The following is a 21913-nucleotide window of genomic DNA, read 5'->3' as shown; positions in this document are numbered from 1 at the left end:
GGTACTGCAGGGGGGACCCTGTGGGAGAGTAGGACGCCGCCGAACAATTTTTAGGGAAACCCCCGCACCATTTGGTGCGGGGGTTTTCTGCGTTCAGGGCAGGTTTTCCCTCCGAAGGGAGCATGACGAATATCTGCCTCAAAGACGCCCCGCCGCCTTCAGTGCCAGATAGGCGTCCGCCAACGCGGGAGCCAGTTCCTCCGGCGTCGCGTCCACCACGGTCACTCCATGACGGCGGAGCTGCTCGGCGGTGTGCTGTCGTTCGTGCTGGGCCTGGGCCGCCGCCGCGGCACCGTAGACCGCGTCGATGTCCCCTCTGCCCCGAGCCATGCGCGCGATGTGCGGGTCGGCCACGGAGGCCACGAGCACCGTGTGGCGTTGGGTGAGCTGCGGGAGCATCGGCAGCAGGCCCTCCTCCACCGGTGCCGCGTCGAGCGAGGTGAGAAGGACGATCAGCGAGCGGCGCGGTGCCGTACGCAGAGCGGCTGCCGTGAGCCCGCGTGCGTCGGTCTCGACGAGCTCCGGCTCCAGCGTGGCCAGGGCGTTGACGAGGGACGGCAGGAGCTGTCCTGCGGACTTCCCCTGGACCAGAGCGCGTACCTGCCGGTCGTAGGCGAGCAGGTCCACGCGGTCACCGGCGCGGGAGGCGAGGACCGCCAGGAGGAGCGCCGCGTCCATGGCGGCGTCCAAGCGGGGTACGTCGTCCACGCGGCCGGCCGAGGTGCGGCCGGTGTCGAGGACCAGGAGGATGTGCCGGTCGCGTTCCGGGCGCCAGGTGCGCACGGCTACCGCGGACTGTCTTGCGGTGGCTCGCCAGTCGATCGAACGTGTGTCGTCGCCGGGGACGTACTCCCGGAGGCTGTCGAACTCTGTGCCCTCACCTCGTGTCAGAACACTGGTCCGGCCGTCGAGTTCACGCAATCGAGCGAGTTTCGACGGGAGATGCTTTCGGCTGGTGAAAGGGGGCAAAACCCGTAGTGTCCAGGGCACTCGGTGGGTGCCCTGACGGGAGAACAGGCCGAGGGGGCCATAGGAGCGGATCGTGACCCGGTCGGCCTGGTGGTCGCCGCGGCGGGTGGGGGTCAACCGGGTCGTCGCACGGCGGCGTTCACCGGGTGGGATGTCCAAGCGGTGCCGGGACCCCTCGACCTCGGTGCCGGGCTCCCAGCTGCTCGGTGGCCAGGTGTCCCGCAGCCGTGCTCGCAACAGGCGGCGGGAGGGGTTGGTGACGGTCAAGGTGATGTCGGCGGATTCGCCGAGACGAGTGGAGGTGTCGCCGGAGCGAGTGAGGACCAGGCGCCGTACGGGCGCCGCGAGCGCGAAGTCACAAGCGCAGGCCAGGGCCAGGGAGCCGTTGACCGCGAGGATTCCCGTCCAGCCGGGCTCCAACAGGCCGACGGGGAGGGAGCCGAGGGCTGCGATGAGGGCGGTGCGTCCGGTGAGCGGCATCAGCGGGGTACCGGGACCTGGGCCAGGACGGAGTTGATGACCGAGTCGGCGGTCACACCCTCCATCTCCGCCTCCGGGCGCAGTTGGACCCGGTGCCGCAGGGCGGGCAGTGCCAGGGCCTTCACGTCGTCAGGGGTGACGTAGTCACGGCCCGTCAGCCAGGCCCAGGCGCGGGCGGTGCTGAGCAGGGCGGTGGCGCCTCGGGGAGAGACGCCCAGGGTGAGCGAGGGGGACTGGCGGGTGGCACGACAGATATCCACGACGTAGGCCGTGATCTCGGGGGAGACGGTCGTCCTGGCCACGGCGGCGCGGGCGGCCTCCAGGTCGGCGGGCCCGGCGACGGGGCGTACGCCCGCGGCGCGCAGGTCGCGGGGGTCGAAGCCTGAGGCGTGGCGGGTGAGGACGTCGATCTCGTCCTCACGGGTGGGCAGCGGGATCGTCAGCTTGAGCAGGAAGCGGTCCAGTTGGGCCTCGGGCAGGGGGTAGGTGCCCTCGTACTCGACCGGGTTCTGGGTGGCCGCGACCAGGAACGGTTCGGGGAGGGGGCGCGGGGTGCCATCGACCGTGACCTGGCGTTCCTCCATGGCCTCGAGCAGGGAGGACTGAGTCTTCGGCGGCGTGCGGTTGATCTCGTCCGCGAGAAGGAGGTTGGTGAAGACGGGACCGGGCTGGAAGGAGAACTCCGCGGTGCGGGTGTCGTAGACGAGGGAGCCGGTGACATCGCTCGGCATCAGGTCGGGCGTGAACTGGACGCGCTTGGTATCGAGTTCGAGTGCCGATGCCAGGGTGCGGACCAGGAGGGTCTTGGCGACTCCGGGGACTCCTTCGAGGAGGACGTGGCCTCGGCACAGCAGGGCGACGACGAGACCGGTCACGGCGGGGTCCTGGCCGACCACGGCTTTGGCGATCTCGGTGCGCAGGGTCTCCAGGGAGGCACGGGCGGCGGCCGCGTCCTCGGTGTTCCCGGCGCTGTCAGTGGTCGGGGCCATCATGAACGGCGTACCTCTCTTTCGAGGGCGTCGAGTCGGTCGGTGAGTGCGATGAGGGCCGCGTCGTCGCGGGGCGGCGCTCCGAAGAGGAGGGAACGCAGGGCCTGTTCGCCACCGTCGGGGAGACGGGCGGACAGGGCGGGGAGCAGGGCTTCCGGGGTGTGTGCCTGGGCGGCGGGGACGCCGACGAGCGGGGCCAGGCGGGTGCGGGTCGTGGAGCGCAGGCCGGTGGCGGCGTGGTCGTGGGCGTCGGCCTTGCGGTAGAGGCGGGCGCGGCCTTCGGTCGTCTCGGAGGCGCGGATGGCGACGGGCAGCCTTTCCGGCACCAGCGGGCCGAACCGGCGGCCGCGCCAGAAGGCGGCGACGAGCGCTGCGGCGAACAGTTGGAAGGTGGCCCAGAGCCAGCCCGAGGGGAGCAGATCCAAGAGGCTTTCGCGGCCGTCGGTGTCGGCGGCGGAGGAGTCGGCGAGCGAGGGGAGGTACCAGACCAGATGAGGCCGGGAGCCGAGGAGTTGCAGGGCGAGCGAGGCGTTGCCCTGCTTGTCGAGACGGTTGTTGAGGAGGATGTCGGGCGCGCCCAGGACGACGGTGTCGCCCCCGCCCGAGGCCGCCGGGACGCGGAGCAGGGTGGCGCGCCGCTCGCTGGGGTAGCAGGACTCGGCGTCGCGGACGGTGGTGCTGTAGCGGATGCCGCCGGTCTCGGCGCTGCCCGCCCGCCGGGCTTCGGGGAGCGTGCAGTCGGGGTCGAGCGTGGTGTCGACGCTGTTGACCGGGCTCGCGTTGACGCCGGGGGCGAGGCGTTCGACGGACCAGCTGCTCGGGGCGACGAGCACGGTGCGGCCGCCGGAGGATGCCGTGGCCGTGGCGAGCCGGTTCTGCTGTCGGTGGGTCAGCAGGTCGGGTATGGCGACCAGGAGGGTCGTGTCGGGGCCGGTGGCCGCGCGCGCGGCGTCGAGGGTGCTGACCACGCGGGTGCTGACCCCGCGGTCGGCGAGGAGTTCGGCGACGGCGCGGCTGCCGCTGGGATCGGCGGAACGCGGGTCCAGGTCGCCGTGCTTGGTCTGGGAGCGGACGACGGCGAGGGCGACGGCGCCGATCAGCACAAGGACGACGGCGAGGGCGATGCCCCGGGTGCGGGTCCACAGCTGACGGGTGGTGAGCGCGTACGACGTCGTCATCCGGTCTTCCCGTCACGGGCGGTGTCGGCGGCGCTGGTCACCAGGGCGGGGCGGGCGCGTTCGAGGTCGCTGTCGAGTAGGGCGACGCGTTGGTACGTCTGCTGGTCGGCGGTGCGGCCGCCGTATGTGACGTCGTCGAAGTGGCGGGCGGCGGTGCGCAGTCCGTCCGCGTGGCCGGGGAGGGTGCGGCCCGCTTCGGCGGCGGCTTCGTCGGCGGTGCGGCCGGGGCGGACGTCGAGCAGGGCCCGCTCTTCCAGCGCGCGGACGATGGCGCGCATGCGTTCCTGGACGGCCTGGCTCCAGTGGCCCTGGGCGGCGTGCGCCTCGGCGGCGGACCGGTGTTCGGCGGCGGTCCGCGGGCGTTCGTCGAACAGCGGGGCGGCCGAGACGGGGCTGCGGCGTGGGGAGCCCAGCCGCCACCACAGGGCGGCCAGTACGGCGATGACGCACAGGATCACGACGAGGAGGCCGAGCGAGCCGCCCGGTGCCGTCGAGGCGGCCTTGGCGAGGAGTCTGCCGAGCCACTCCCAGAACGCGTTGAGGGCGCGTTGGAGCAGGCTGGGGTCGTTCTCGTGGTACATCCGCTTGGCCAGTTCACGGCGTGCCGCCTCGCGCGCGGGATCGCGCGGGACGGTCAGGGGCGGCTCGTCGCCGGAGCTGCCGAGCGCGAAGGCCATGCGGCGGGCGGCGCCGGGCCATCCCGACGCCGCCGTGAGAACTCCCCCCGTCATGCTCACCGCATCAGCTCCCCGGCACCGGGCCGGGCGTGGCGCCGGGGGCGTGGCCCGGGACACCGGCGGCGCGGACCAGTTCGAGGTCGAGGGCCTCGCGGCGGATGCGCTGGTCGATGTAGAGGAGCACGGTGACACCGGCCTTGACCGGCAGGGTGAGCATGCCGCCGATCACCGAGCCGATGCCGGTGATGAGCAGGAACGACCAGCCGGTCGGCTGGGCGCCGGTGCCGACCAGGGAGGTCATGTTCTCGCCGCTCACGGCGAACGCGATGACGGTGAAGGGGATCACCGTCATCCAGGAGACCAGGTTGGCGATGATCCCGGCGAGGAACTGCACGCCGAGGACGCGCCACCAGGAGCCCTTGACCAGCTTGGCCGAGCGGGTCATCGACTTCCAGACGCCCTGCCGCTCCAGCATCAGCGCGGGCGAGGCGAGGGAGAAGCGGATCGTCAGCCAGATCACGACGATGACGGCCGCCAGGATGCCCAGGACGATCAGGGCGACGGCCGGTGCGTCGAAGCCCGCGACGGCCCCCAGGAGGAGACCCGGCAGCAGTCCGGCGACCAGGACGACGCCGGTGATGAGGGCCAGCAGCATGAGGAGGCCGAGCAGCTTGAGGAGCTGGCCGCGGGATTCGCGCCACGCCTCGCCGATGCTCACCGGCTTGCCGAGGACGGCGCGGCTGGTCACGGTCGTCAGCAGCGCGGTGGCCACGATGGTGCCGACCACGGAGACCAGGCCGACGAGCAGCGCACCGGCGGAGACCGAGCCGAGGGAGCGCAGCACCTCGCTCGGGGACACGTCGGGATCGCTGAGCGTGCTGGCCGTGTCCTTCAGGATGACGCCCTGGAGGAGGAGCGCGCACAGCTGGATGACGACCGACACCGTCAGCGAGATCCCGAGGACGGTGCGCCAGTAGGCGCGCATGGTGGAGATGGCGCCATCGAGTATCTCGCCGATGCCGAGCGGGCGCAGCGGGATCACGCCGGGCTTGGCGGCGGGCGGGAGACCGCCCCAGCCGTTGCCCCAGGCCGCGGGGCCGCCGGGAGCGCCGGGTCCGCCCCAGCCCGCGCCCGGTGGCGGGGGCGGAGGTGCCTGGCCCGGGGCGGGCGCGCCGGTGGGCGCCGACCACTGTCCGGGAGGCGGCTGACCCTCGGCCCACTTCGCGTCGGGGCCCTGCGGAGCGTCGCCCGGCTGTGCGCCCGGCTCGGTGGGAGCGGGCGGGTCGGCGGGTGTGGGCTCGGCGGCGCCGGCCGCGCCGGTCTTCCGTTCCTCGGACGACGGGTCGGGTCCGGGCGAAGCCCAGCCCGGCGAGTCACTCATCGAAGCTCCTTCACGGTGCCCGTCCGCGGTCGCGGCGGCAGCTTGGCAGCCATCGTGCCATGGCCGGGTCACGGTGTGACCTGGCGCGGTGGACGCCGTACTCCATCAATTCTCCGGCGGATACGGGGCAGACTCACCGCATGGCTGATCAGCAGGCGCGACCTGGCGAGGACAAGCGGCCGACCGGGATACCGGTGATCCGATGGGAGGAACCGCCCGAAGGGCCCGTACTCATCCTTCTCGACCAGACGAGGCTTCCGTCCGAGGAAGTCGAGCTGGTGTGCACGGACGCGTCGGCGCTGGTGGAGGCGATCCGTTCGCTCGCCGTGCGCGGGGCGCCGGTGCTCGGTGTCGCGGGGGCGTACGGCGTCGCCCTGGCCGCGGCGCGGGGCTTCGATGTGGACGAGGCCGCCGACGCGCTGGAGAGCGCCCGGCCCACCGCAGTGAACCTGTCCGTCGGGGTCCGCCGGGCCCTGGCCGCGTACCGGGAGGAACTGGCCGCGACCGGCGACCCCACGGCGGCGGCGACGGCCACGCTCGCGGCGGCGCGGGCACTGCACCAGGAGGACGCGGAGGCGAGCGCGCGGATGGCCGCGCACGGTCTGGCGCTGCTGGACGAGCTGATGCCGGGCGGCGGCCACCGGGTCCTGACCCACTGCAACACCGGTTCGCTGGTGTCGGGCGGGGAGGGGACCGCGTTCGCGGTGGCGCTGGCCGCGCACCGGGTGGGGCGGCTGCGGCGGCTCTGGGTGGACGAGACGCGCCCGTTGTTGCAGGGGGCGCGGCTGACGGCGTACGAGGCGGCGCGCAGCGGGATGGCGTACACGCTGCTCACCGACAGCGCGGCCGGTTCGCTGTTCGCGGCCGGAGAGGTGGACGCGGTGCTGATCGGCGCGGACCGGATCGCGGCCGACGGCTCGGTGGCGAACAAGGTGGGCAGTTACCCGCTGGCGGTGCTGGCGCGCTACCACCATGTGCCGTTCATCGTGGTGGCGCCGGTGACGACGGTGGACCTGGAGACCCCGGACGGCGCGTCGATCGAGGTCGAGCAGCGTCCGGGCTTCGAGGTGACCGAGATCGTCACGCCTCAGGCATCGGTGGCGGGCGGGGGTGGCGGGGTGCCGCTGGCTCCGCTGGGTACGCAGGCGTACAACCCGGCGTTCGACGTGACCCCGCCCGAACTGGTGACGGCGATCGTCACCGAGGAAGGCGTCGTCTCCCCGGTGACCCCCGAGGCGCTGGCGGCCCTGTGCACGGGGGCCCGGACCGCGTCGGCCACCGGCTGACACCCGTACCCCTGCCGGGGCCGCCCGTCCGACCGGCCCCGGCAGCCGTCCCTTCCCCGTGTGCCGGGGGCAGACAGTGACCGGTCGGTACGACTATCGTCACAGGCCAGTGACGTGCCTCACCTGCGGCTCTGTCGTCGTTATGAGAATGGGATGATGTCGTTTATGAAGGGACGAGTCCTTGTCGTCGACGACGACACCGCACTGGCCGAGATGCTCGGCATCGTGCTGCGTGGTGAAGGTTTTGAGCCGTCTTTCGTAGCCGACGGGGACAAGGCGCTGGCCGCTTTCCGGGAGGCCAAGCCCGATCTGGTGCTGCTGGACCTGATGCTGCCCGGTCGGGACGGCATCGAGGTGTGCCGCCTGATCAGGGCGGAGTCCGGGGTGCCCATCGTGATGCTCACCGCCAAGAGCGACACCGTGGATGTCGTGGTGGGCCTGGAGTCCGGCGCGGACGACTACATCGTGAAGCCGTTCAAGCCGAAGGAGCTGGTGGCCCGTATCCGGGCGCGGCTGCGGAGGTCGGAGGAGCCCGCGCCGGAGCAGCTCACCATCGGTGACCTGGTGATCGACGTGGCCGGGCACTCCGTGAAGCGGAACGGGCAGTCGATCGCGCTGACCCCGCTGGAGTTCGATCTGCTCGTCGCGCTCGCGCGCAAGCCGTGGCAGGTGTTCACCCGTGAGGTGCTGCTGGAGCAGGTCTGGGGCTACCGGCACGCCGCCGACACCCGGCTGGTCAACGTGCATGTGCAGCGGCTGCGTTCCAAGGTCGAGAAGGACCCGGAGCGGCCGGAGATCGTGGTGACCGTTCGAGGCGTCGGCTACAAGGCCGGACCGAGCTGACGTGTCCGGGGACAGCGCCGCTTCGGCTCCCGGCCGGCCCGGCGCCGGTCCGGGACACGTGTCCGGCCGCGGTGCGGGCAGTCCGCGCCGGGGCCGCCTCTTCACCGCCGCCCTATTGAGCGGCGGTGTCCAGGGCAGTCCGGTCGTCCGGCTGTTCATCCGCTGGGTGCGCCGTCCGCTGCTGCCCGTCATGCGGCTGTGGCGGCGCAACATCCAGCTGCGGGTCGTCGCCACGACCCTGCTGATGTCGCTGGGCGTCGTCCTGCTGCTGGGCTTCGTCGTCATCGGCCAGGTGCGCAACGGGCTGCTGGACGCGAAGGTGAAGGCGTCGCAGAGCCAGGCCACCGGCGGTTTCGCCGTGGCCCGGCAGAGCGCCGACGAGACCGCGGCCGCCACCCATGGCACCACGGGCGTCAACGGCTCCGACGGCCAGCAGTCCCAGAACGTCATCCAGTGGATGAGCGACCTCGTGGAGTCGCTCTCCAGCGGCGGTTCGGGCGCCTTCGACGTGGTCACGCTGCCCGTCGGCGACGACAGCGGCGGGGGTCGCAGCCCGCGCGGCTCCGGGTACGTCAGCCCGGCCGACAGCGTGCCCGTGAGCCTGCGCGACCGGGTCAACAGCAGCACCAGCACCGCCGCCGCCCAGAGTTACACCCGCATCGTCTACAGCAACGGCAAGGAATCCCAGCCCGCGCTGGTCATCGGCAAGCAGGTCAACGACCCCAACGGCCACCCCTACGAGCTGTACTACCTCTTCCCCCTCACGCAGGAGGAGAAGTCGCTGAGCCTGGTCAAGGGCACCCTGGCGACCGCCGGCCTCTTCGTCGTCGTACTCCTTGGGGCCATCGCCTGGCTCGTGGTGCGGCAGGTCGTCACGCCGGTGCGGATGGCGGCCGGGATCGCGGAGCGGCTGTCCGCCGGGCGGCTCCAGGAGCGAATGAAGGTCACCGGCGAGGACGACATCGCGCGCCTCGGCGAAGCCTTCAACAAGATGGCGCAGAACCTCCAGCTCAAGATCCAGCAGCTGGAGGACCTCTCGCGGATGCAGCGGCGGTTCGTCTCCGACGTCTCGCACGAGCTGCGGACCCCGCTGACCACTGTACGGATGGCCGCGGACGTCATCCACGACGCCCGTGTGGACTTCGACCCGATGACCGCGCGGTCCGCGGAACTCCTCGCGGACCAGCTGGACCGGTTCGAGTCGCTGCTCGCGGACCTGCTGGAGATCAGCCGGTTCGACGCGGGCGCGGCCGCGCTGGAGGCCGAGCCGATCGACCTGCGAGAGGTCGTACGGCGGGTCGTCGGCGGTGCCGAGCCGCTCGCCGAGCGCAAGGGCAGCCGTATCCGCGTGGTCGGCGATCTGCAGCCCGTCGTCGCCGAGGCGGACGCCCGGCGGGTGGAGCGGGTGCTGCGCAACCTCGTCGTCAACGCCGTCGAGCACGGCGACGGCAAGGACGTCGTGGTCAAGCTCGCCAGCGCGGGCGGCGCCGTCGCCGTCGCGGTGCGCGACTACGGTGTCGGGCTCAAGCCCGGCGAGGCGACCCGGGTCTTCAGCCGTTTCTGGCGGGCGGACCCGGCACGCGCGCGTACGACCGGCGGTACCGGACTGGGGCTGTCGATCGCGCTGGAGGACGCCCGGCTGCACGGCGGCTGGCTCCAGGCGTGGGGCGAGCCGGGCGGCGGTTCGCAGTTCCGGCTGACCCTGCCGCGTACCGCCGACGAGCCGCTGCGGGGCTCGCCGATACCGCTGGAGCCCAAGGACTCGCGTCGTAACCGGGGTCTGGACGACGGCGGGACACCGCGTGGGGGAGCGGAGAAGCTGGCGACGGTCCCGGTGCAGCCGAACGGTGGCAACGCGTCCCCGCTTCCGCCGCGTCAGGGTGCCGCCGCGGTGGCCGACCCGACCGCGCTGCCCGGCAACGGGAACGGCGGCGCGCGGGTCGTGCCCCGGCCCGCGAACGGTGCACGGCGGCCCGACGACAGGACCGGCACCCAGGTGCCCGACCCGCGAGCGGAGGCTCGCCCGGAACCGGCCGGACAGGACTCGACCGAGGCAGAGGCAGAGGCAGGGGAGGCGTTCCGTGGTCGCTGACCGCGAGGGGGGCGCCCGGCGTACGCCGGGGCGCGCGGTGACATACGCGGTCTGCGGGGCCGTACTGCTGGGCGGCTGCGCCTCGATGCCCGACAGCGGGGATCTGCGCAACGTGGAGTCCACGCCGCGCCAGGACACGGGGGTACGGGTCTTCGCCGTGCCGCCCGCCGAGGGCGCCTCGGCCAACGAGATCATGCAGGGCTTCCTGGAGGCGCTGACCAGCGACGATCCGCACTACGACACGGCGCGGAAGTACCTGACCGCCGAGGCGGCGCGTGCCTGGCGGCCGGAGGAGTCGGCCACCGTTCTCGCGGACAGCCCCGGCGCCCTCGCCGAGACACCACCGGCCGACCGGGAACCGAACCCGGGACGCACCTACGTCCTGGCGGGCAGCCGGGTGGCCACGGTGGACGCGCGGCAGGCGTACGCCCCGGCGCACGGCGACTTCCGGGCCAAGGTGCATCTGACGCAGGACGCCAAGAGCCGGCAGTGGCGGATCGACGCGCCGCCCGAGGGTGTCGTGATGGGTAAGTCGGATTTTCAGCGCAACTACACGTCCGTCGACAAGTACTACTTCGCCACCCACACCAGGGCCGGGGCGTCGGGGGACCCGGTGGCGGTCGCCGACCCGGTGTTCGTGCGCAGCAAGGTCGACCCGATGACCCAGCTGGTGCGGTCGCTGCTGAGCGGGCCCACCCACTGGCTCGGCCCGGTGGTCAGGTCCAGCTTCCCGACCGGTACGGAGCTGCGGAACGGCACGACCGGACTGGCTCCGGACGACAAGAACCGGCTGACCGTGCCGCTGAACGCCAAGGCGGCCCGCGTCGGTCGGGCCCGGTGCAGGGAGATGGCGACCCAGCTGCTGTTCACGCTGCGGAACCTGGCGCCGACCCTGGAGTCGGTCGACCTGCGCGGACCCGGCGACGACCAGCTGTGCGACCTTACCGAGAGCAGTGCGGACTCCGTCGCCTGGCACGCCTCGGCCCAGAGCCCGGACTACCTCTACTTCCTGGACGGCAAGCACCGGCTGATCCGGCTGCCCGCCGCGGGCGCGGGCACCGGTGGCACCCCGGTGCCGGGCGCGTTCGGCGAGGGCGTCCGGCAGTTCCGTTCGGTCGCCGTCTCGCGGGACGAGCGCACGGCGGCCGGGGTCGGCGCGGACGGCAAGTCGCTGTACGTGGCCCCGCTGGCCGCCGACGCGTCGCTGGAGCAGCCCGTGCTGACCAGCCAGGGCCCCACCGAGGACACCCGGCTGACCCGGCCCGGCTGGGACGCCCGGGGCGATCTGTGGGTGGCCGACCTGAACCCGGCCCGGCCGCGGCTGTACGTCGTCCCGCGGGGCACCGGCAAGCCGGTGGCGGTGACGCTGCCGGAGCTGCCCGGCCCGATCCGGGACGTGCGGGTGGCCGCGGACGGGGCGCGGGTCGCGCTGGTCGTGGCGGTCGAGGGCGGCAAGCAGTCCCTGCTGATCGGCAGGATCGAGGGCGGCGACAGCGTGAGCGCCGACGGGAACGACGGCTCCGGTGGGAAGGACGGGAGCGGGGACGGTTCGGCCGAGGCACCCGCCGTCGTCGCCGCTCGTCCGGCGGCGCCCGACATGGAGCTGGTCACCGCGATGTCCTGGGCCGGTGACAGCCGCCTCGTCGTGGTCGGCCGCGAGCAGGGCGGTGTGCACCAGATGCGCTATGTGCAGGTGGACGGCTCGGTGCTGGAGGGCCCGGCGCCTGCCGCGCTCTCCCGGGTGAAGGCGATCGCCTCCACCGAGGACGACCGGGTGCCGCTGGTGGCCTGCTCGGAGGACGGGATCGTCCGGCTGCCGTCCGGCGCGCAGTGGCAGAAGGTGGACAAGGACGGTACGGCGCCGGTCTATCCGGGGTAGTTGTCGACCTGCCTGACCTGCGGTTTCCCGGCCGCGCTCACTCGTGCGGGTGAGCGGCGCCGGGGGCCTGCCGGGGTTGTCCACAGGGGCGTTGTCCACAGGGGTGGCCGGGCCGCCCGAGGCTGGGCACAGTGGTGGACATGCGGGGATGGTGGCAGGACCTCACCGACCTGGCGCTGCCGACCGAGTGCGGCGGTTGCGGGTCACCACCGGCGGTGCTCTGCGCACGGTGCCGGACGTCGCTGGAGCGTGCGGAGCCGCGCCGGGTACGGCCGGTGCCCGAGCCACCGGGGCTTCCGGCGGTGTACGCCGCCGCTCCTTACGCACGGGAGGTGCGGGCACTCCTCCTCGCGCACAAGGAACGGGGCGCGCTGGCGCTCACCGGGGCACTGGGCGCGGCTCTGGCGGGAGCCGTGCGCGCCGGGCTCGGACCGGAACCCGGTCAACTTGGGCCGGAACCCGGCCGGGTCGGGGCGGGGCCGGACGCCGGGCCGGTGATCCTCGTGCCCGTCCCCTCCGCCCGCTGGGCCGTGCGGCGGCGCGGGCACGACCCGGTGCGGCGGATGGCGCTCGTGGCGGCCGGGCGGCTGCGGCGCACCGGCACCCCGGCGCGGGTGGCCGCCGTGCTGCGGCAGCGGCGGCCCGTGGTCGACCAGGCGGGGCTGGACGCGCGGCGCCGCCGGGAGAACCTGGCGGGCGCGCTGGAGGTGCGGACCGGGGGCGCGCGCCTGCTCGCCGGGGGCCGGGTCGTGCTCGTGGACGACCTGATCACCACCGGCGCGAGCCTGGCCGAGGCGGCGCGCGCCGTGCGCGCGACGGCCGGAATCCGGTGCGAGGAGGACAGGGCTGTGTATCGCGGCGCAACTCGGGAAGGTAGGGAGGAACGACGGATCGGGCCGAGATCACGGACGAGATCACAGGGAGGAAAGTCGGTGCATGGGGCACTGGAAAAGGGGCCGGTGAACATCACCGGAGAAGCCGTCCGGGCAGCGGTGATCGCCGCACCCCGTGATTCCTTCGAATAAACAGGGAACCGACCGAGAACTTGCGTCGTTGCAGGTAGCGAGGGGAGTAATTCACCTGAACGGAGGTACGCCTCAGTAGAGGGTGACGACATCCGTCCGGGCGAGATATGTTCGGTTGTGAGGAAAGGCCCAGGCCACACCTCTCATATCCGATTGCCGCGCCGTGGGTTTTGCACAATCACCCGCGCGTGACGGGATGGAGATCTCGCCCATGGGGGAGGAGGAGGTGGGAGTCACCGAGTCCGAGGTTCCGGGACTCACCGGGACCTGGTGCGAAAGGGAGACGCTCCGCCTAGGGCGTGAGCGATCCGGGAACGGAGTTCTGCGTGGACATCGTCGTCAAGGGCCGCAAGACCGAAGTACCTGAGCGGTTCCGCAAGCACGTGGCCGAGAAGCTGAAGCTGGAGAAGATCCAGAAGCTCGACGGCAAGGTGATCAGCCTCGACGTCGAGGTGTCCAAGGAGCCCAACCCCCGACAGGCCGACCGCTGTGACCGAGTGGAGATCACGCTCCGCTCCCGCGGTCCGGTGATCCGGGCGGAGGCATCGGCCAGCGACCCGTACGCGGCCCTCGACATGGCCGCGGAGAAGCTGGACGCCCGGCTGCGCAAGCAGCACGACAAGCGAGTCGTGCGCCGGGGCGCACGACGCACCCCGGCCGCGGAAGTACCCGACGTCGTCCCCGGTGTGGCGACGCTCTACCCCGACGGTGAGCCCGTCCCGACGGCCGATTCCGACGGAGTGCCCACCAGGAAGATCGGCTCGCTGGAGGTCAAGGGCGACGGCCCGCTGGTGGTCCGCGAGAAGACCCACGTCGCCTCCCCGATGAGCCTTGACCAGGCCCTCTACGAGATGGAACTGGTCGGCCACGACTTCTACTTGTTCGTCGACTCCGAGACCAAGGAGCCGAGCGTCGTCTACCGGCGACACGCCTACGACTACGGCGTCATCCATCTGAACACGGACCCGATGGTGGCTCAGGCGCAGCCGCCCGCGGCGGGTGACACGCTGGGCGGCTGACCTGCCCGGCGGGAGCGGAGACGGTGCCCCTGGGACGCGCGTGCGCCCCCAGGGGCACCGGTGTGCGACCACTTCGCCCCCGGTGCGTCACCGTTCGGGCGCCGGAGCATGAAATCATGACCGGCACGGCCCAACCGGTGGGCCGCTGCCTTGGGTTGGCGATGGCACGGGACCACGGGCCACGGCCTTCAGGGGGAGGAACGATGGCGGACACCTTCGGACCGATGCGCGACGCGGGCGCCGACGACGGCGTCATCGGCGCGGACCCGGACCTGGACCTTCCACGCGACGAGCCGATCCGGGTGCTGGTGGTGGACGACCACGCGCTCTTCCGCCGCGGCCTGGAGATCGTGCTCGCCGCCGAGGAGGACATCCAGGTCGTCGGCGAGGCGGGCGACGGCGCCGAGGCGGTGGACAAGGCGGCCGATCTGCTGCCCGACATCGTGCTGATGGACGTGCGGATGCCCAGACGGGGCGGGATCGAGGCATGCACCTCCATCAAGGAGGTCGCCCCCAGCGCGAAGATCATCATGCTGACGATCAGCGACGAGGAGGCCGACCTCTACGACGCCATCAAGGCGGGCGCGACCGGCTACCTCCTCAAGGAGATCTCCACGGACGAGGTGGCCACCGCCATCCGCGCCGTCGCGGACGGACAGTCGCAGATCAGCCCCTCCATGGCGTCCAAGCTCCTCACCGAGTTCAAGTCGATGATCCAGCGCACCGACGAGCGACGGCTCGTGCCCGCGCCCCGGCTGACCGACCGGGAGCTGGAGGTGCTCAAGCTCGTCGCCACCGGGATGAACAACCGGGACATCGCCAAGGAGTTGTTCATCTCCGAGAACACCGTGAAGAACCACGTCCGCAACATCCTGGAGAAGCTGCAGCTGCACTCCCGGATGGAGGCGGTCGTCTACGCGATGCGCGAGAAGATCCTGGAGATCCGCTAGCGGCGTCCCAACGCCCGCCCCAGGGTGGCTAGGAGAGGACGCGGGCGAGTTCCAGCGTGAGCGGGGCGCGGAGTTCGGGGGCGTCCACACGCTCCACGCGGACGTCCGTGCAGCCCACCCAGGACGCCGCCTCCACCAGGGCCTGCGCCACGCCCGGCACCGCCTTCGGGCCGTCCAGCGTGACCTGCCTGGCCACCAGCGTGCCGCCCTCGCGCGCGGGGTCGACCCGGCCGATCAGCCGCCCGCCGGACAGCACCGGCATGGCGAAGTAGCCGTACACCCGCTTCGGCCTCGGGACGTATGCCTCCAGGCGGTGGGTGAAGCCGAAGATCCGCTCCGTGCGCGCCCGTTCCCAGATCAGCGAGTCGAACGGGGAGAGCAGCGTGGTGCGGTGCCGTCCGCGCGGGGGCGCCGCCAGCGCGGCCGGGTCCGCCCACGCGGGCCTGCCCCAGCCCTCGACCTCGACCGGCACCAGCCCCGACTCGGCGATCACCGCGTCGACCTGCTCGCCCCGGAGACGGTGGTAGTCGGCGATGTCCGCGCGGGTGCCCACGCCCAGCGCCTCACCGGCCAGCCGGACCAGGCGGCGTAGGCACTCGGCGTCGTCCAGGTCGTCGTGCAGCAGCTCCGCCGGGATGGCGCGCTCGGCGAGGTCGTAGACCCGCTTCCAGCCGCGGCGCTCCACGCAGACCACCTCGCCGTACATCAGTGCGCGCTCCACGGCGACCTTGGCGCCGGACCAGTCCCACCAGTCGCTGGTGCGCTTCGCGCCGCCCAACTCGGTCGCGGTGAGCGGGCCTTCGGTGCGCAGCTGCTTGATCACCTGGTCGTAGGCGCCCTCGGGCAGCTGGTGATTCCAGTGCGGGCGGTCGCGGTAGGCGCGGCGGCGGAAGGCGAAGTGCGGCCACTCCTCGACCGGGAGGATGCACGCGGCGTGCGACCAGTACTCGAAGGCGTGGGGCGCGCCGGAGGACGGGGTGTGCCAGTAGGCCGACTCCACGTCCTTGCGGCCGACCGCGCCCAGGCGCGCGTACGGGATCAGCTCATGGGACCGGGCCAGTACGGAGATGGTGTCGAGCTGGACCGCGCCGAGTGCCCGGAGCACCCCGCGCGCGCCGGAGCGGCGGTCGGGCGCGCCGAGGAAGCCCTGGGCCCGCAGGGCGAGGCGGCGGGCGTCGTCCGCGGTGAGGGTGAGAGCGGGGCGCGGCAGGGTCGTCATGCCGGGGACGATAGAGGGTGGCACTGACAGTCCCCGTCGACCTGCGCCTTCGCCTCCGACGGCCGGACCGGCGCGGGCAGATAGGGCGCCGTCGACGGCAGTCCGAGGTCCGAGGGGAGCAGCGATCCCACCCAGGAGTCCCGTCGCACACCCCTGCTGTCCACGCCCGCGCGCAGGACGCCCTCGACGGTGAAGCCGACCCGTTCGGCCACCGCGCGGGAGGCGCGGTTGCCGACCTCGGCGCGCCACTCCAGCCGGTCCATCGCGAGCGCCGTGAAGGCCCAGCGTGCGACGGCCGAGACGGCCTCGGTGACGTACCCCCGGCCGCGGTGCTCCCTGGCGGCCCAGTAGCCGATCTCGCCGTGGCCGGGCCCGTGCGTCACGACGCTGAGCATGCCCGCCAGTTCTCCCGAGGGCGGGAAGGCGCCGAAGGTGTACATCGAGTCGTCCGCCCAGCCCTCGGGGGCCGTGCCGCCGACGAACGTCTCGGCGTGCTCGCGCAGGTAGGGCGAGGGGAAGGAGGCGATCCAGCGCTGGATGGCGGGGTCCTGGGCCGCCGCGAGCACCGCCTCGGTGTCGTCCGGGCGGACGGCGCGCAGCAGCAGGCGTTCGGTGGTCAGAACGACGGGGTCCATCCGGCGAGTGTGCGCGGACCGGACATACCGTGCCAACGCATTTCGCCCTGAGTGAGCGACGTATCACCATTCGCGCAAATCATCGGCGTGGCGCGGCACCATCCGTGCTCCCCGGACGTTGTCCGGAGTGAAGGGACCACTGCGCCGCCGGGCCTCCCGGCGCGGCGGGGTCCTCGCATACGATGGCCGTTGCTTCATCAAGTCACATGGAAACCGACCGTCCCAGGCCCGACCGGCAAGGAGACCACCCCCCGTGTCCGTCCTCTCGAAGATCATGCGTGCAGGCGAAGGCAAGATCCTGCGCAAGCTGCACCGCATCGCGGACCAGGTCAACTCCATCGAAGAGGACTTCGCCGACCTCTCCGACGCCGAGCTGCGGGCTCTCACCGAGGAGTACAAGCAGCGGTACGCGGACGGCGAGAGCCTGGACGACCTGCTCCCCGAGGCGTTCGCCACCGTTCGCGAGGCCGCCAAGCGCGTCCTCGGCCAGCGTCACTACGACGTGCAGATCATGGGCGGCGCCGCGCTCCACCTCGGCTACGTGGCCGAGATGAAGACCGGTGAGGGCAAGACCCTCGTCGGCACCCTGCCCGCGTATCTGAACGCCCTCTCCGGTGACGGCGTCCACCTGATCACGGTCAACGACTACCTGGCCGAGCGCGACTCCGAGATGATGGGCCGCGTCCACAAGTTCCTCGGCCTGGAAGTCGGCTGCATCCTGGCCAACATGACGCCGGCCGAGCGCCGCGAGCAGTACGCGTGCGACATTACCTACGGCACGAACAACGAGTTCGGCTTCGACTACCTCCGCGACAACATGGCGTGGTCGCAGGACGAGCTGGTGCAGCGCGGCCACAACTTCGCGATCGTGGACGAGGTGGACTCCATCCTCGTCGACGAGGCCCGTACGCCGCTGATCATCTCCGGCCCCGCCGACCAGGCCACCAAGTGGTACGGCGACTTCTCCAAGCTGGTCACGCGCCTCAAGCGCGGCGAGGCGGGCAACCCCCTCAAGGGCATCGAGGAGACCGGCGACTACGAGGTCGACGAGAAGAAGCGCACCGTCGCCATCCACGAGACCGGTGTCTCCAAGGTCGAGGACTGGCTGGGCATCGAGAACCTCTACGAGTCGGTGAACACCCCGCTCGTCGGGTACCTGAACAACGCCATCAAGGCGAAGGAGTTGTTCAAGAAGGACAAGGACTACGTCGTCATGGACGGCGAAGTCATGATCGTCGACGAGCACACCGGCCGTATCCTCGCCGGTCGCCGTTACAACGAGGGCATGCACCAGGCGATCGAGGCGAAGGAAGGGGTGGACATCAAGGACGAGAACCAGACGCTCGCCACGATCACCCTCCAGAACTTCTTCCGCCTCTACAAGCGCCACGACCACCAGGGCAAGGAAGTCCCCGGCCTCTCCGGCATGACCGGTACGGCGATGACCGAGGCCGCCGAGTTCCACCAGATCTACAAGCTCGGCGTCGTCCCGATCCCGACCAACCGGCCGATGGTCCGCAAGGACCAGTCGGACCTGATCTACCGCACCGAGGTGGCCAAGTTCGAGGCGGTCGTCGACGACATCGCCGAGAAGCACGAGAAGGGCCAGCCGATCCTGGTCGGCACCACCTCGGTGGAGAAGTCGGAGTACCTCTCCCAGCAGCTCAGCAAGCGCGGCATCCAGCACGAGGTGCTGAACGCCAAGCACCACGAGCGTGAGGCGTCGATCGTCGCGCAGGCGGGCCGCAAGGGCGCCGTGACGGTGGCCACCAACATGGCCGGCCGCGGTACGGACATCAAGCTCGGCGGCAACCCCGAGGACCTCGCCGAGGCGGAGCTGCGTCAGCACGGCCTCGACCCCGAGGAGCACATCGAGGAGTGGGCGGCCGCGCTGCCCGCCGCGCTGGGCCGGGCCGAGCAGGCGGTGAAGGCCGAGAAGGAGGAGGTCGAGGTCAGCGGCGGCCTCTACGTCCTCGGCACCGAGCGGCACGAGTCGCGCCGTATCGACAACCAGCTGCGCGGTCGTTCCGGCCGTCAGGGCGACCCCGGCGAGTCCCGGTTCTACCTCTCGCTCGGTGACGACCTGATGCGTCTGTTCAAGGCGCAGATGGTCGAGCGCGTGATGGCGATGGCCAACGTCCCCGACGACGTGCCGATCGAGAACAAGATGGTCACCCGCGCGATCGCGTCCGCGCAGTCGCAGGTCGAGACCCAGAACTTCGAGACGCGCAAGAACGTCCTGAAGTACGACGAGGTGCTCAACCGGCAGCGCGAGGTCATCTACGGCGAGCGCCGCCGCGTCCTGGAGGGCGAGGACCTCCAGGAGCAGATCCAGCACTTCATGAACGACACGATCGACGAGTACATCGCCGCCGAGACCGCCGACGGCTTCCCCGAGGACTGGGACCTGGACCGTCTGTGGGGCGCCTTCCGGCAGCTCTACCCGGTGAAGGTCACCATCGAGGAGTTGGAGGACGCCGCGGGCGACCGGGCCGGTCTGACCGCGGAGTTCATCTCCGAGTCCATCAAGGACGACATCTACGAGCAGTACGCGGCGCGCGAGACGCAGCTCGGCTCCGAGATCATGCGTGAGCTGGAGCGCCGGGTCGTGCTGTCGGTGCTGGACCGCAAGTGGCGCGAGCACCTCTACGAGATGGACTACCTCCAGGAGGGGATCGGCCTGCGCGCGATGGCGCAGAAGGACCCGCTGGTGGAGTACCAGCGCGAGGGCTTCGACATGTTCACCGCCATGATGGAGGGCATCAAGGAGGAGTCCGTCGGCTATCTGTTCAACCTGGAGGTCCAGGTCGAGCAGCAGGTCGAGGAGGTCCCGGTCGAGGCCGGTCCGGTCGGCGAGGGCCCGCAGGACATTGTGCCCGCGCAGGTTCCCGCCGGGGCGCGTCCGGAGATCCGGGCCAAGGGCCTGGACGTGCCGCAGCGCCGGGAGCTCCACTTCTCCGCGCCCACCGTGGACGGCGAGGGCGGTGTCATCGAGCGCGACCTCGAGGACGAGGAGCCCCTGCGCTACGAGTCCGAGTCCGACGGTCTGACCCGCGCGGAGCGCCGCCGCCAGGCCAAGGGCGGCCGACGCCGTAAGAAGTAGCGCGCACGCGGCTTCAGCGACGACTCGGGGCCGGACCCTTCCCAGGCAGGTGGGGGTCCGGCCCCGAGTTGTGTCCGGGGCCCAGACCCCCTCAGGCGCCGCTCAGGGCCCCGTGGGACGGCGGCCCGGTGGGGTGGCCAGCTCGACGGCGGTACAGCGCCAGCGGAGGTCGTGGGCCTGTTCCAGGCGGAAGGCCAGGGCGCGCAGGTGCTCACCCGCGGCGATGCGGGCGAAGACCTCCAGGGCGCCGTCGCGGGGCACGAACCAGCCCAGGTCCCGGACGGTCGGGCGGCTGCCCCGGGTGCGCAGCGGGGTGCGTTCGGCGAGGCGTACGAGGTCGTCGTAGGCGGGACCCGCGGTGTGCCGGAGCATCCAGTGGACCGGGCGCTGGCCGCTCAGCACGGCCAGCAGGCGGTCCGCGAACAGGTCCGTGGGCCGGGGGTGCGCCGATGCGGTGCGGCCCCTGACCGGGGTGCGGGTCGGCGCGGTGCCCGGGCGGCGGGTGTCGTGGCGGGTCGGTGGGCGGTGGTGCGGCCGGCTCTGCGGCTTGCGGCTCATGACCTTGTTCATGGAAGTCCCCGTTCGGCCGGCCCGGCGGATACCGGGCGGTAACTCAAGTAGGTGGGGACCTTGTACGGGGGCGGGGACCGACCCGGCAAGGACGTCCGGCCGGTGTCGCGGGCCACGCGGGCTTCACTTATCCGGGTGACGGCGGGCCCCGGAAACCTTGCGACCGCGTACGCGGCAGGGTGACGTCCGGTGCGCGGGGTGGACGCCGAACGGGGGTCGGGCGGGGACTCGAAAGGGGACGGCCGCACGTATTGTGGAGGTCCTCCGGGAGTCCCCCTTGAGCAGGAAAGAGCGGCCCGCATGCGCGTCTACGTACCCCTGACCCTCCCCGGTCTCGCCGAGGCCCATGAGACGGGCGTGCTGGCAGCGGAACCGTTCGCCGCCTACGCCGTGACGCCTGCGCTGCGCGAGTGGTGCGGCACCGACGACCTGGAGGAGCTGGAGTACGCGGCGCTCGGCGAGGCCGCGCACGCCTCGCTGCGGCTGCTGGCCGGTGACTCCGGCGCGGCCCCGCGCCGGATCGTCGTCGCGCTCGACGTCGCGGACGGCGTCGTCACCCCGGACGCGGACGGCCTCGGCGAGGTGACCGTCGCCGCGTCGGCCCGGCTCGCCAAGGCCGCGGCGGTGCACGCCGACGCCGACGACGCCGAGGCGGACGTGACGGCGGCGGCGCGGGCGCTGCAGGCCGCCGACGGCGGGGACGAGGCGGCCGGCGCCACCGTGGACGGCGCCGAGGACCACGAGCTGCTGTGGTTCGCCACGCAGGAGATCCCCACCCTGCTCGCACCCCGCTGACCTGCGCTGATCCCCTCGCCCCCGGTGATTGTCAGTGGTGCCGGGTACGGTTTTCGGCATGGGGAATCAGCAGAGCGCGCACATCGTCTGGGACTGGAACGGCACCCTGTTCCACGACAACGACGCGATCATCGGGGCGACCAACGCGGCCTTCGCCGAGCTGGGCCTGGAGCCGATCACGCTCGAGCGGTACCGCGCGCTGTACTGCGTCCCCGTGCCGAGGTTCTACGAGCGCCTGATCGGGCGGATGCCCAGTGACCTCGAGTGGGAGGTCATGGACGGCGCCTTCCACCGGCACTACCTCGAGCACCGCGCCCGCTGCGGGCTCACCGAGGGCGCGGCCGAGCTGCTGGCCGACTGGGGGACGGCCGGACACAGCCAGTCCCTGCTGAGCATGTACGGGCACGAGGACCTGGTCCCGCTGGTGCGCGGCTTCGGCATCGAATCGCACTTCCTGCGCGTCGACGGGCGCACCGGCCCCTCGGGCGGCAGCAAGGCCGAGCACATGGTCCGCCACCTCAAGGCGCTGAACACCCTGGTCGACCCCGAGCGGACCGTGGTCATCGGCGACGCGGCCGACGACGCGCTGGCCGCCCACCACGTCGGCGCCCACGCCGTGCTCTACACGGGCGGCTCGCACGGCCCCGACAGCCTGCGCGGGACCGGCGCCCCGGTGGTGGACAGCCTGGCCGAGGCGGTCGCCGAGGCCCGCCGAATAGCGGCCTGACCACGGATACGCCATCGAGCCCCCCCGCCGCCGCTGTGCAGAACGTCAAACTTCACCCCCCGGTTTTGTACACATACGGCTCATGACGGGGCCCCC

18 protein-coding genes are annotated in these 21913 nt (G+C 72.0%); 10 read left to right on the top strand and 8 right to left on the bottom strand.

Annotation, left to right across the window (positions count from 1 at the left end):
• Positions 1-138 precede the first annotated feature (138 nt).
• Genes ACI2LY_RS19165 through ACI2LY_RS19145 form a run of 5 tightly spaced genes read right to left on the bottom strand, consistent with a single transcriptional unit; the run spans position 139 to position 5674 of the window.
• A complete protein-coding gene (locus tag ACI2LY_RS19165; protein ID WP_404708137.1) occupies positions 139-1449 on the bottom strand; it encodes a DUF58 domain-containing protein in 1311 nt (436 codons plus the stop codon).
• Positions 1449-2438 (bottom strand): AAA family ATPase, encoded by a 990-nt coding sequence (locus ACI2LY_RS19160; RefSeq protein WP_393913830.1) that lies wholly within the window; start codon positions 2436-2438, stop codon positions 1449-1451. The genes ACI2LY_RS19165 and ACI2LY_RS19160 overlap by 1 nt, the downstream gene beginning before the upstream one ends.
• Positions 2438-3616, bottom strand: a complete 1179-nt coding sequence (locus tag ACI2LY_RS19155; protein WP_404708136.1) for a DUF4350 domain-containing protein — start codon at positions 3614-3616, stop codon at positions 2438-2440. Before ACI2LY_RS19155 ends, ACI2LY_RS19160 begins: the two co-directional genes overlap by 1 nt.
• Positions 3613-4353, bottom strand: coding sequence for a DUF4129 domain-containing protein (locus ACI2LY_RS19150; protein WP_404708135.1), 741 nt, complete (start codon positions 4351-4353; stop codon positions 3613-3615). The genes ACI2LY_RS19155 and ACI2LY_RS19150 overlap by 4 nt, the downstream gene beginning before the upstream one ends.
• 4 nt (positions 4354-4357) lie before the next feature.
• The gene (locus ACI2LY_RS19145; protein ID WP_404708134.1) at positions 4358-5674 is read right to left on the bottom strand and encodes a hypothetical protein; all 1317 of its coding nucleotides are present in this window, start codon (positions 5672-5674) and stop codon (positions 4358-4360) included.
• 140 nt (positions 5675-5814) lie between these two features.
• Between ACI2LY_RS19145 and mtnA the strand changes: the two genes are divergently transcribed.
• The 7 genes from mtnA to ACI2LY_RS19110 all read left to right on the top strand — a co-directional run bounded on the left by mtnA (position 5815) and on the right by ACI2LY_RS19110 (position 14768).
• Complete coding sequence (mtnA, locus tag ACI2LY_RS19140) at positions 5815-6960, top strand: S-methyl-5-thioribose-1-phosphate isomerase (RefSeq protein ID WP_404708133.1); 1146 nt, start codon at positions 5815-5817, stop codon at positions 6958-6960.
• A 153-nt stretch (positions 6961-7113) separates the two neighbouring features.
• On the top strand, positions 7114-7803 hold the full coding sequence (mtrA, locus tag ACI2LY_RS19135) for a two-component system response regulator MtrA (RefSeq protein ID WP_202449105.1): 690 nt from the start codon (positions 7114-7116) through the stop codon (positions 7801-7803).
• A 58-nt stretch (positions 7804-7861) separates the two neighbouring features.
• Entirely contained in the window at positions 7862-9895 is a 2034-nt protein-coding gene (mtrB, locus tag ACI2LY_RS19130) for an MtrAB system histidine kinase MtrB (RefSeq protein ID WP_404708132.1), read from the top strand.
• Complete coding sequence (locus ACI2LY_RS19125; RefSeq protein WP_404708131.1) at positions 9885-11774, top strand: LpqB family beta-propeller domain-containing protein; 1890 nt, start codon at positions 9885-9887, stop codon at positions 11772-11774. The genes mtrB and ACI2LY_RS19125 overlap by 11 nt, the downstream gene beginning before the upstream one ends.
• A 140-nt stretch (positions 11775-11914) precedes the next feature.
• Entirely contained in the window at positions 11915-12799 is an 885-nt protein-coding gene (locus tag ACI2LY_RS19120) for a ComF family protein (protein ID WP_404708130.1), read from the top strand.
• Positions 12800-13125: 326 nt separating this feature from the next.
• A complete protein-coding gene (gene hpf, locus ACI2LY_RS19115; protein ID WP_388994523.1) occupies positions 13126-13818 on the top strand; it encodes a ribosome hibernation-promoting factor, HPF/YfiA family in 693 nt (230 codons plus the stop codon).
• Between the two features lie 203 nt (positions 13819-14021).
• Complete coding sequence (locus ACI2LY_RS19110; protein WP_404708129.1) at positions 14022-14768, top strand: response regulator; 747 nt, start codon at positions 14022-14024, stop codon at positions 14766-14768.
• Between the two features lie 28 nt (positions 14769-14796).
• Here ACI2LY_RS19110 and ACI2LY_RS19105 read toward each other — a convergent pair whose 3' ends face one another.
• A complete protein-coding gene (locus ACI2LY_RS19105) occupies positions 14797-15987 on the bottom strand; it encodes a winged helix-turn-helix domain-containing protein (RefSeq protein ID WP_404708128.1) in 1191 nt (396 codons plus the stop codon).
• Entirely contained in the window at positions 15984-16622 is a 639-nt protein-coding gene (locus ACI2LY_RS19100) for a GNAT family N-acetyltransferase (RefSeq protein WP_404708127.1), read from the bottom strand. The genes ACI2LY_RS19105 and ACI2LY_RS19100 overlap by 4 nt, the downstream gene beginning before the upstream one ends.
• 253 nt (positions 16623-16875) lie before the next feature.
• Here ACI2LY_RS19100 and secA point away from each other — a divergent pair, with 253 nt between their 5' ends.
• Complete coding sequence (secA, locus tag ACI2LY_RS19095; RefSeq protein ID WP_404708126.1) at positions 16876-19725, top strand: preprotein translocase subunit SecA; 2850 nt, start codon at positions 16876-16878, stop codon at positions 19723-19725.
• A gap of 102 nt (positions 19726-19827) precedes the next feature.
• On the opposite strand, the gene ACI2LY_RS19090 is transcribed toward secA, so the two are convergent.
• Positions 19828-20295 carry an Rv3235 family protein gene (locus ACI2LY_RS19090; protein WP_404708125.1) on the bottom strand — a complete coding sequence of 156 codons (468 nt, stop codon included), beginning with the start codon at positions 20293-20295 and terminating at the stop codon, positions 19828-19830.
• 300 nt (positions 20296-20595) lie between these two features.
• Between ACI2LY_RS19090 and ACI2LY_RS19085 the strand changes: the two genes are divergently transcribed.
• Positions 20596-21090, top strand: a complete 495-nt coding sequence (locus ACI2LY_RS19085) for a DUF6912 family protein (protein ID WP_393913802.1) — start codon at positions 20596-20598, stop codon at positions 21088-21090.
• A 58-nt stretch (positions 21091-21148) separates the two neighbouring features.
• Positions 21149-21817, top strand: coding sequence for an HAD family hydrolase (locus tag ACI2LY_RS19080; protein ID WP_393913801.1), 669 nt, complete (start codon positions 21149-21151; stop codon positions 21815-21817).
• Positions 21818-21913 lie beyond the last annotated feature (96 nt).

The sequence above is a fragment of the Streptomyces sp. NPDC002176 genome (assembly GCF_044903645.1).
Classification (GTDB): domain Bacteria; phylum Actinomycetota; class Actinomycetes; order Streptomycetales; family Streptomycetaceae; genus Streptomyces.
This window is presented reverse-complemented; position numbering and strand designations above follow the sequence as displayed.

Excerpts from the sequence above, each read along its gene's own strand:
- ACI2LY_RS19145 (WP_404708134.1), bottom strand. The coding sequence starts at position 5,674 with ATGAGTGACTCGCCGGGCTGGGCTTCGCCCGGACCCGACCCGTCGTCC.
- mtrA (WP_202449105.1), top strand. The coding sequence starts at position 7,114 with ATGATGTCGTTTATGAAGGGACGAGTCCTTGTCGTCGACGACGACACC.
- ACI2LY_RS19090 (WP_404708125.1), bottom strand. The coding sequence starts at position 20,295 with ATGAACAAGGTCATGAGCCGCAAGCCGCAGAGCCGGCCGCACCACCGC.
- ACI2LY_RS19080 (WP_393913801.1), top strand. The coding sequence starts at position 21,149 with ATGGGGAATCAGCAGAGCGCGCACATCGTCTGGGACTGGAACGGCACC.
- ACI2LY_RS19165 (WP_404708137.1), bottom strand. The coding sequence starts at position 1,449 with ATGCCGCTCACCGGACGCACCGCCCTCATCGCAGCCCTCGGCTCCCTC.
- ACI2LY_RS19120 (WP_404708130.1), top strand. The coding sequence starts at position 11,915 with ATGCGGGGATGGTGGCAGGACCTCACCGACCTGGCGCTGCCGACCGAG.
- ACI2LY_RS19110 (WP_404708129.1), top strand. The coding sequence starts at position 14,022 with ATGGCGGACACCTTCGGACCGATGCGCGACGCGGGCGCCGACGACGGC.
- ACI2LY_RS19160 (WP_393913830.1), bottom strand. The coding sequence starts at position 2,438 with ATGGCCCCGACCACTGACAGCGCCGGGAACACCGAGGACGCGGCCGCC.
- ACI2LY_RS19105 (WP_404708128.1), bottom strand. The coding sequence starts at position 15,987 with ATGACGACCCTGCCGCGCCCCGCTCTCACCCTCACCGCGGACGACGCC.
- ACI2LY_RS19155 (WP_404708136.1), bottom strand. The coding sequence starts at position 3,616 with ATGACGACGTCGTACGCGCTCACCACCCGTCAGCTGTGGACCCGCACC.
- ACI2LY_RS19100 (WP_404708127.1), bottom strand. The coding sequence starts at position 16,622 with ATGGACCCCGTCGTTCTGACCACCGAACGCCTGCTGCTGCGCGCCGTC.
- mtnA (WP_404708133.1), top strand. The coding sequence starts at position 5,815 with ATGGCTGATCAGCAGGCGCGACCTGGCGAGGACAAGCGGCCGACCGGG.
- ACI2LY_RS19085 (WP_393913802.1), top strand. The coding sequence starts at position 20,596 with ATGCGCGTCTACGTACCCCTGACCCTCCCCGGTCTCGCCGAGGCCCAT.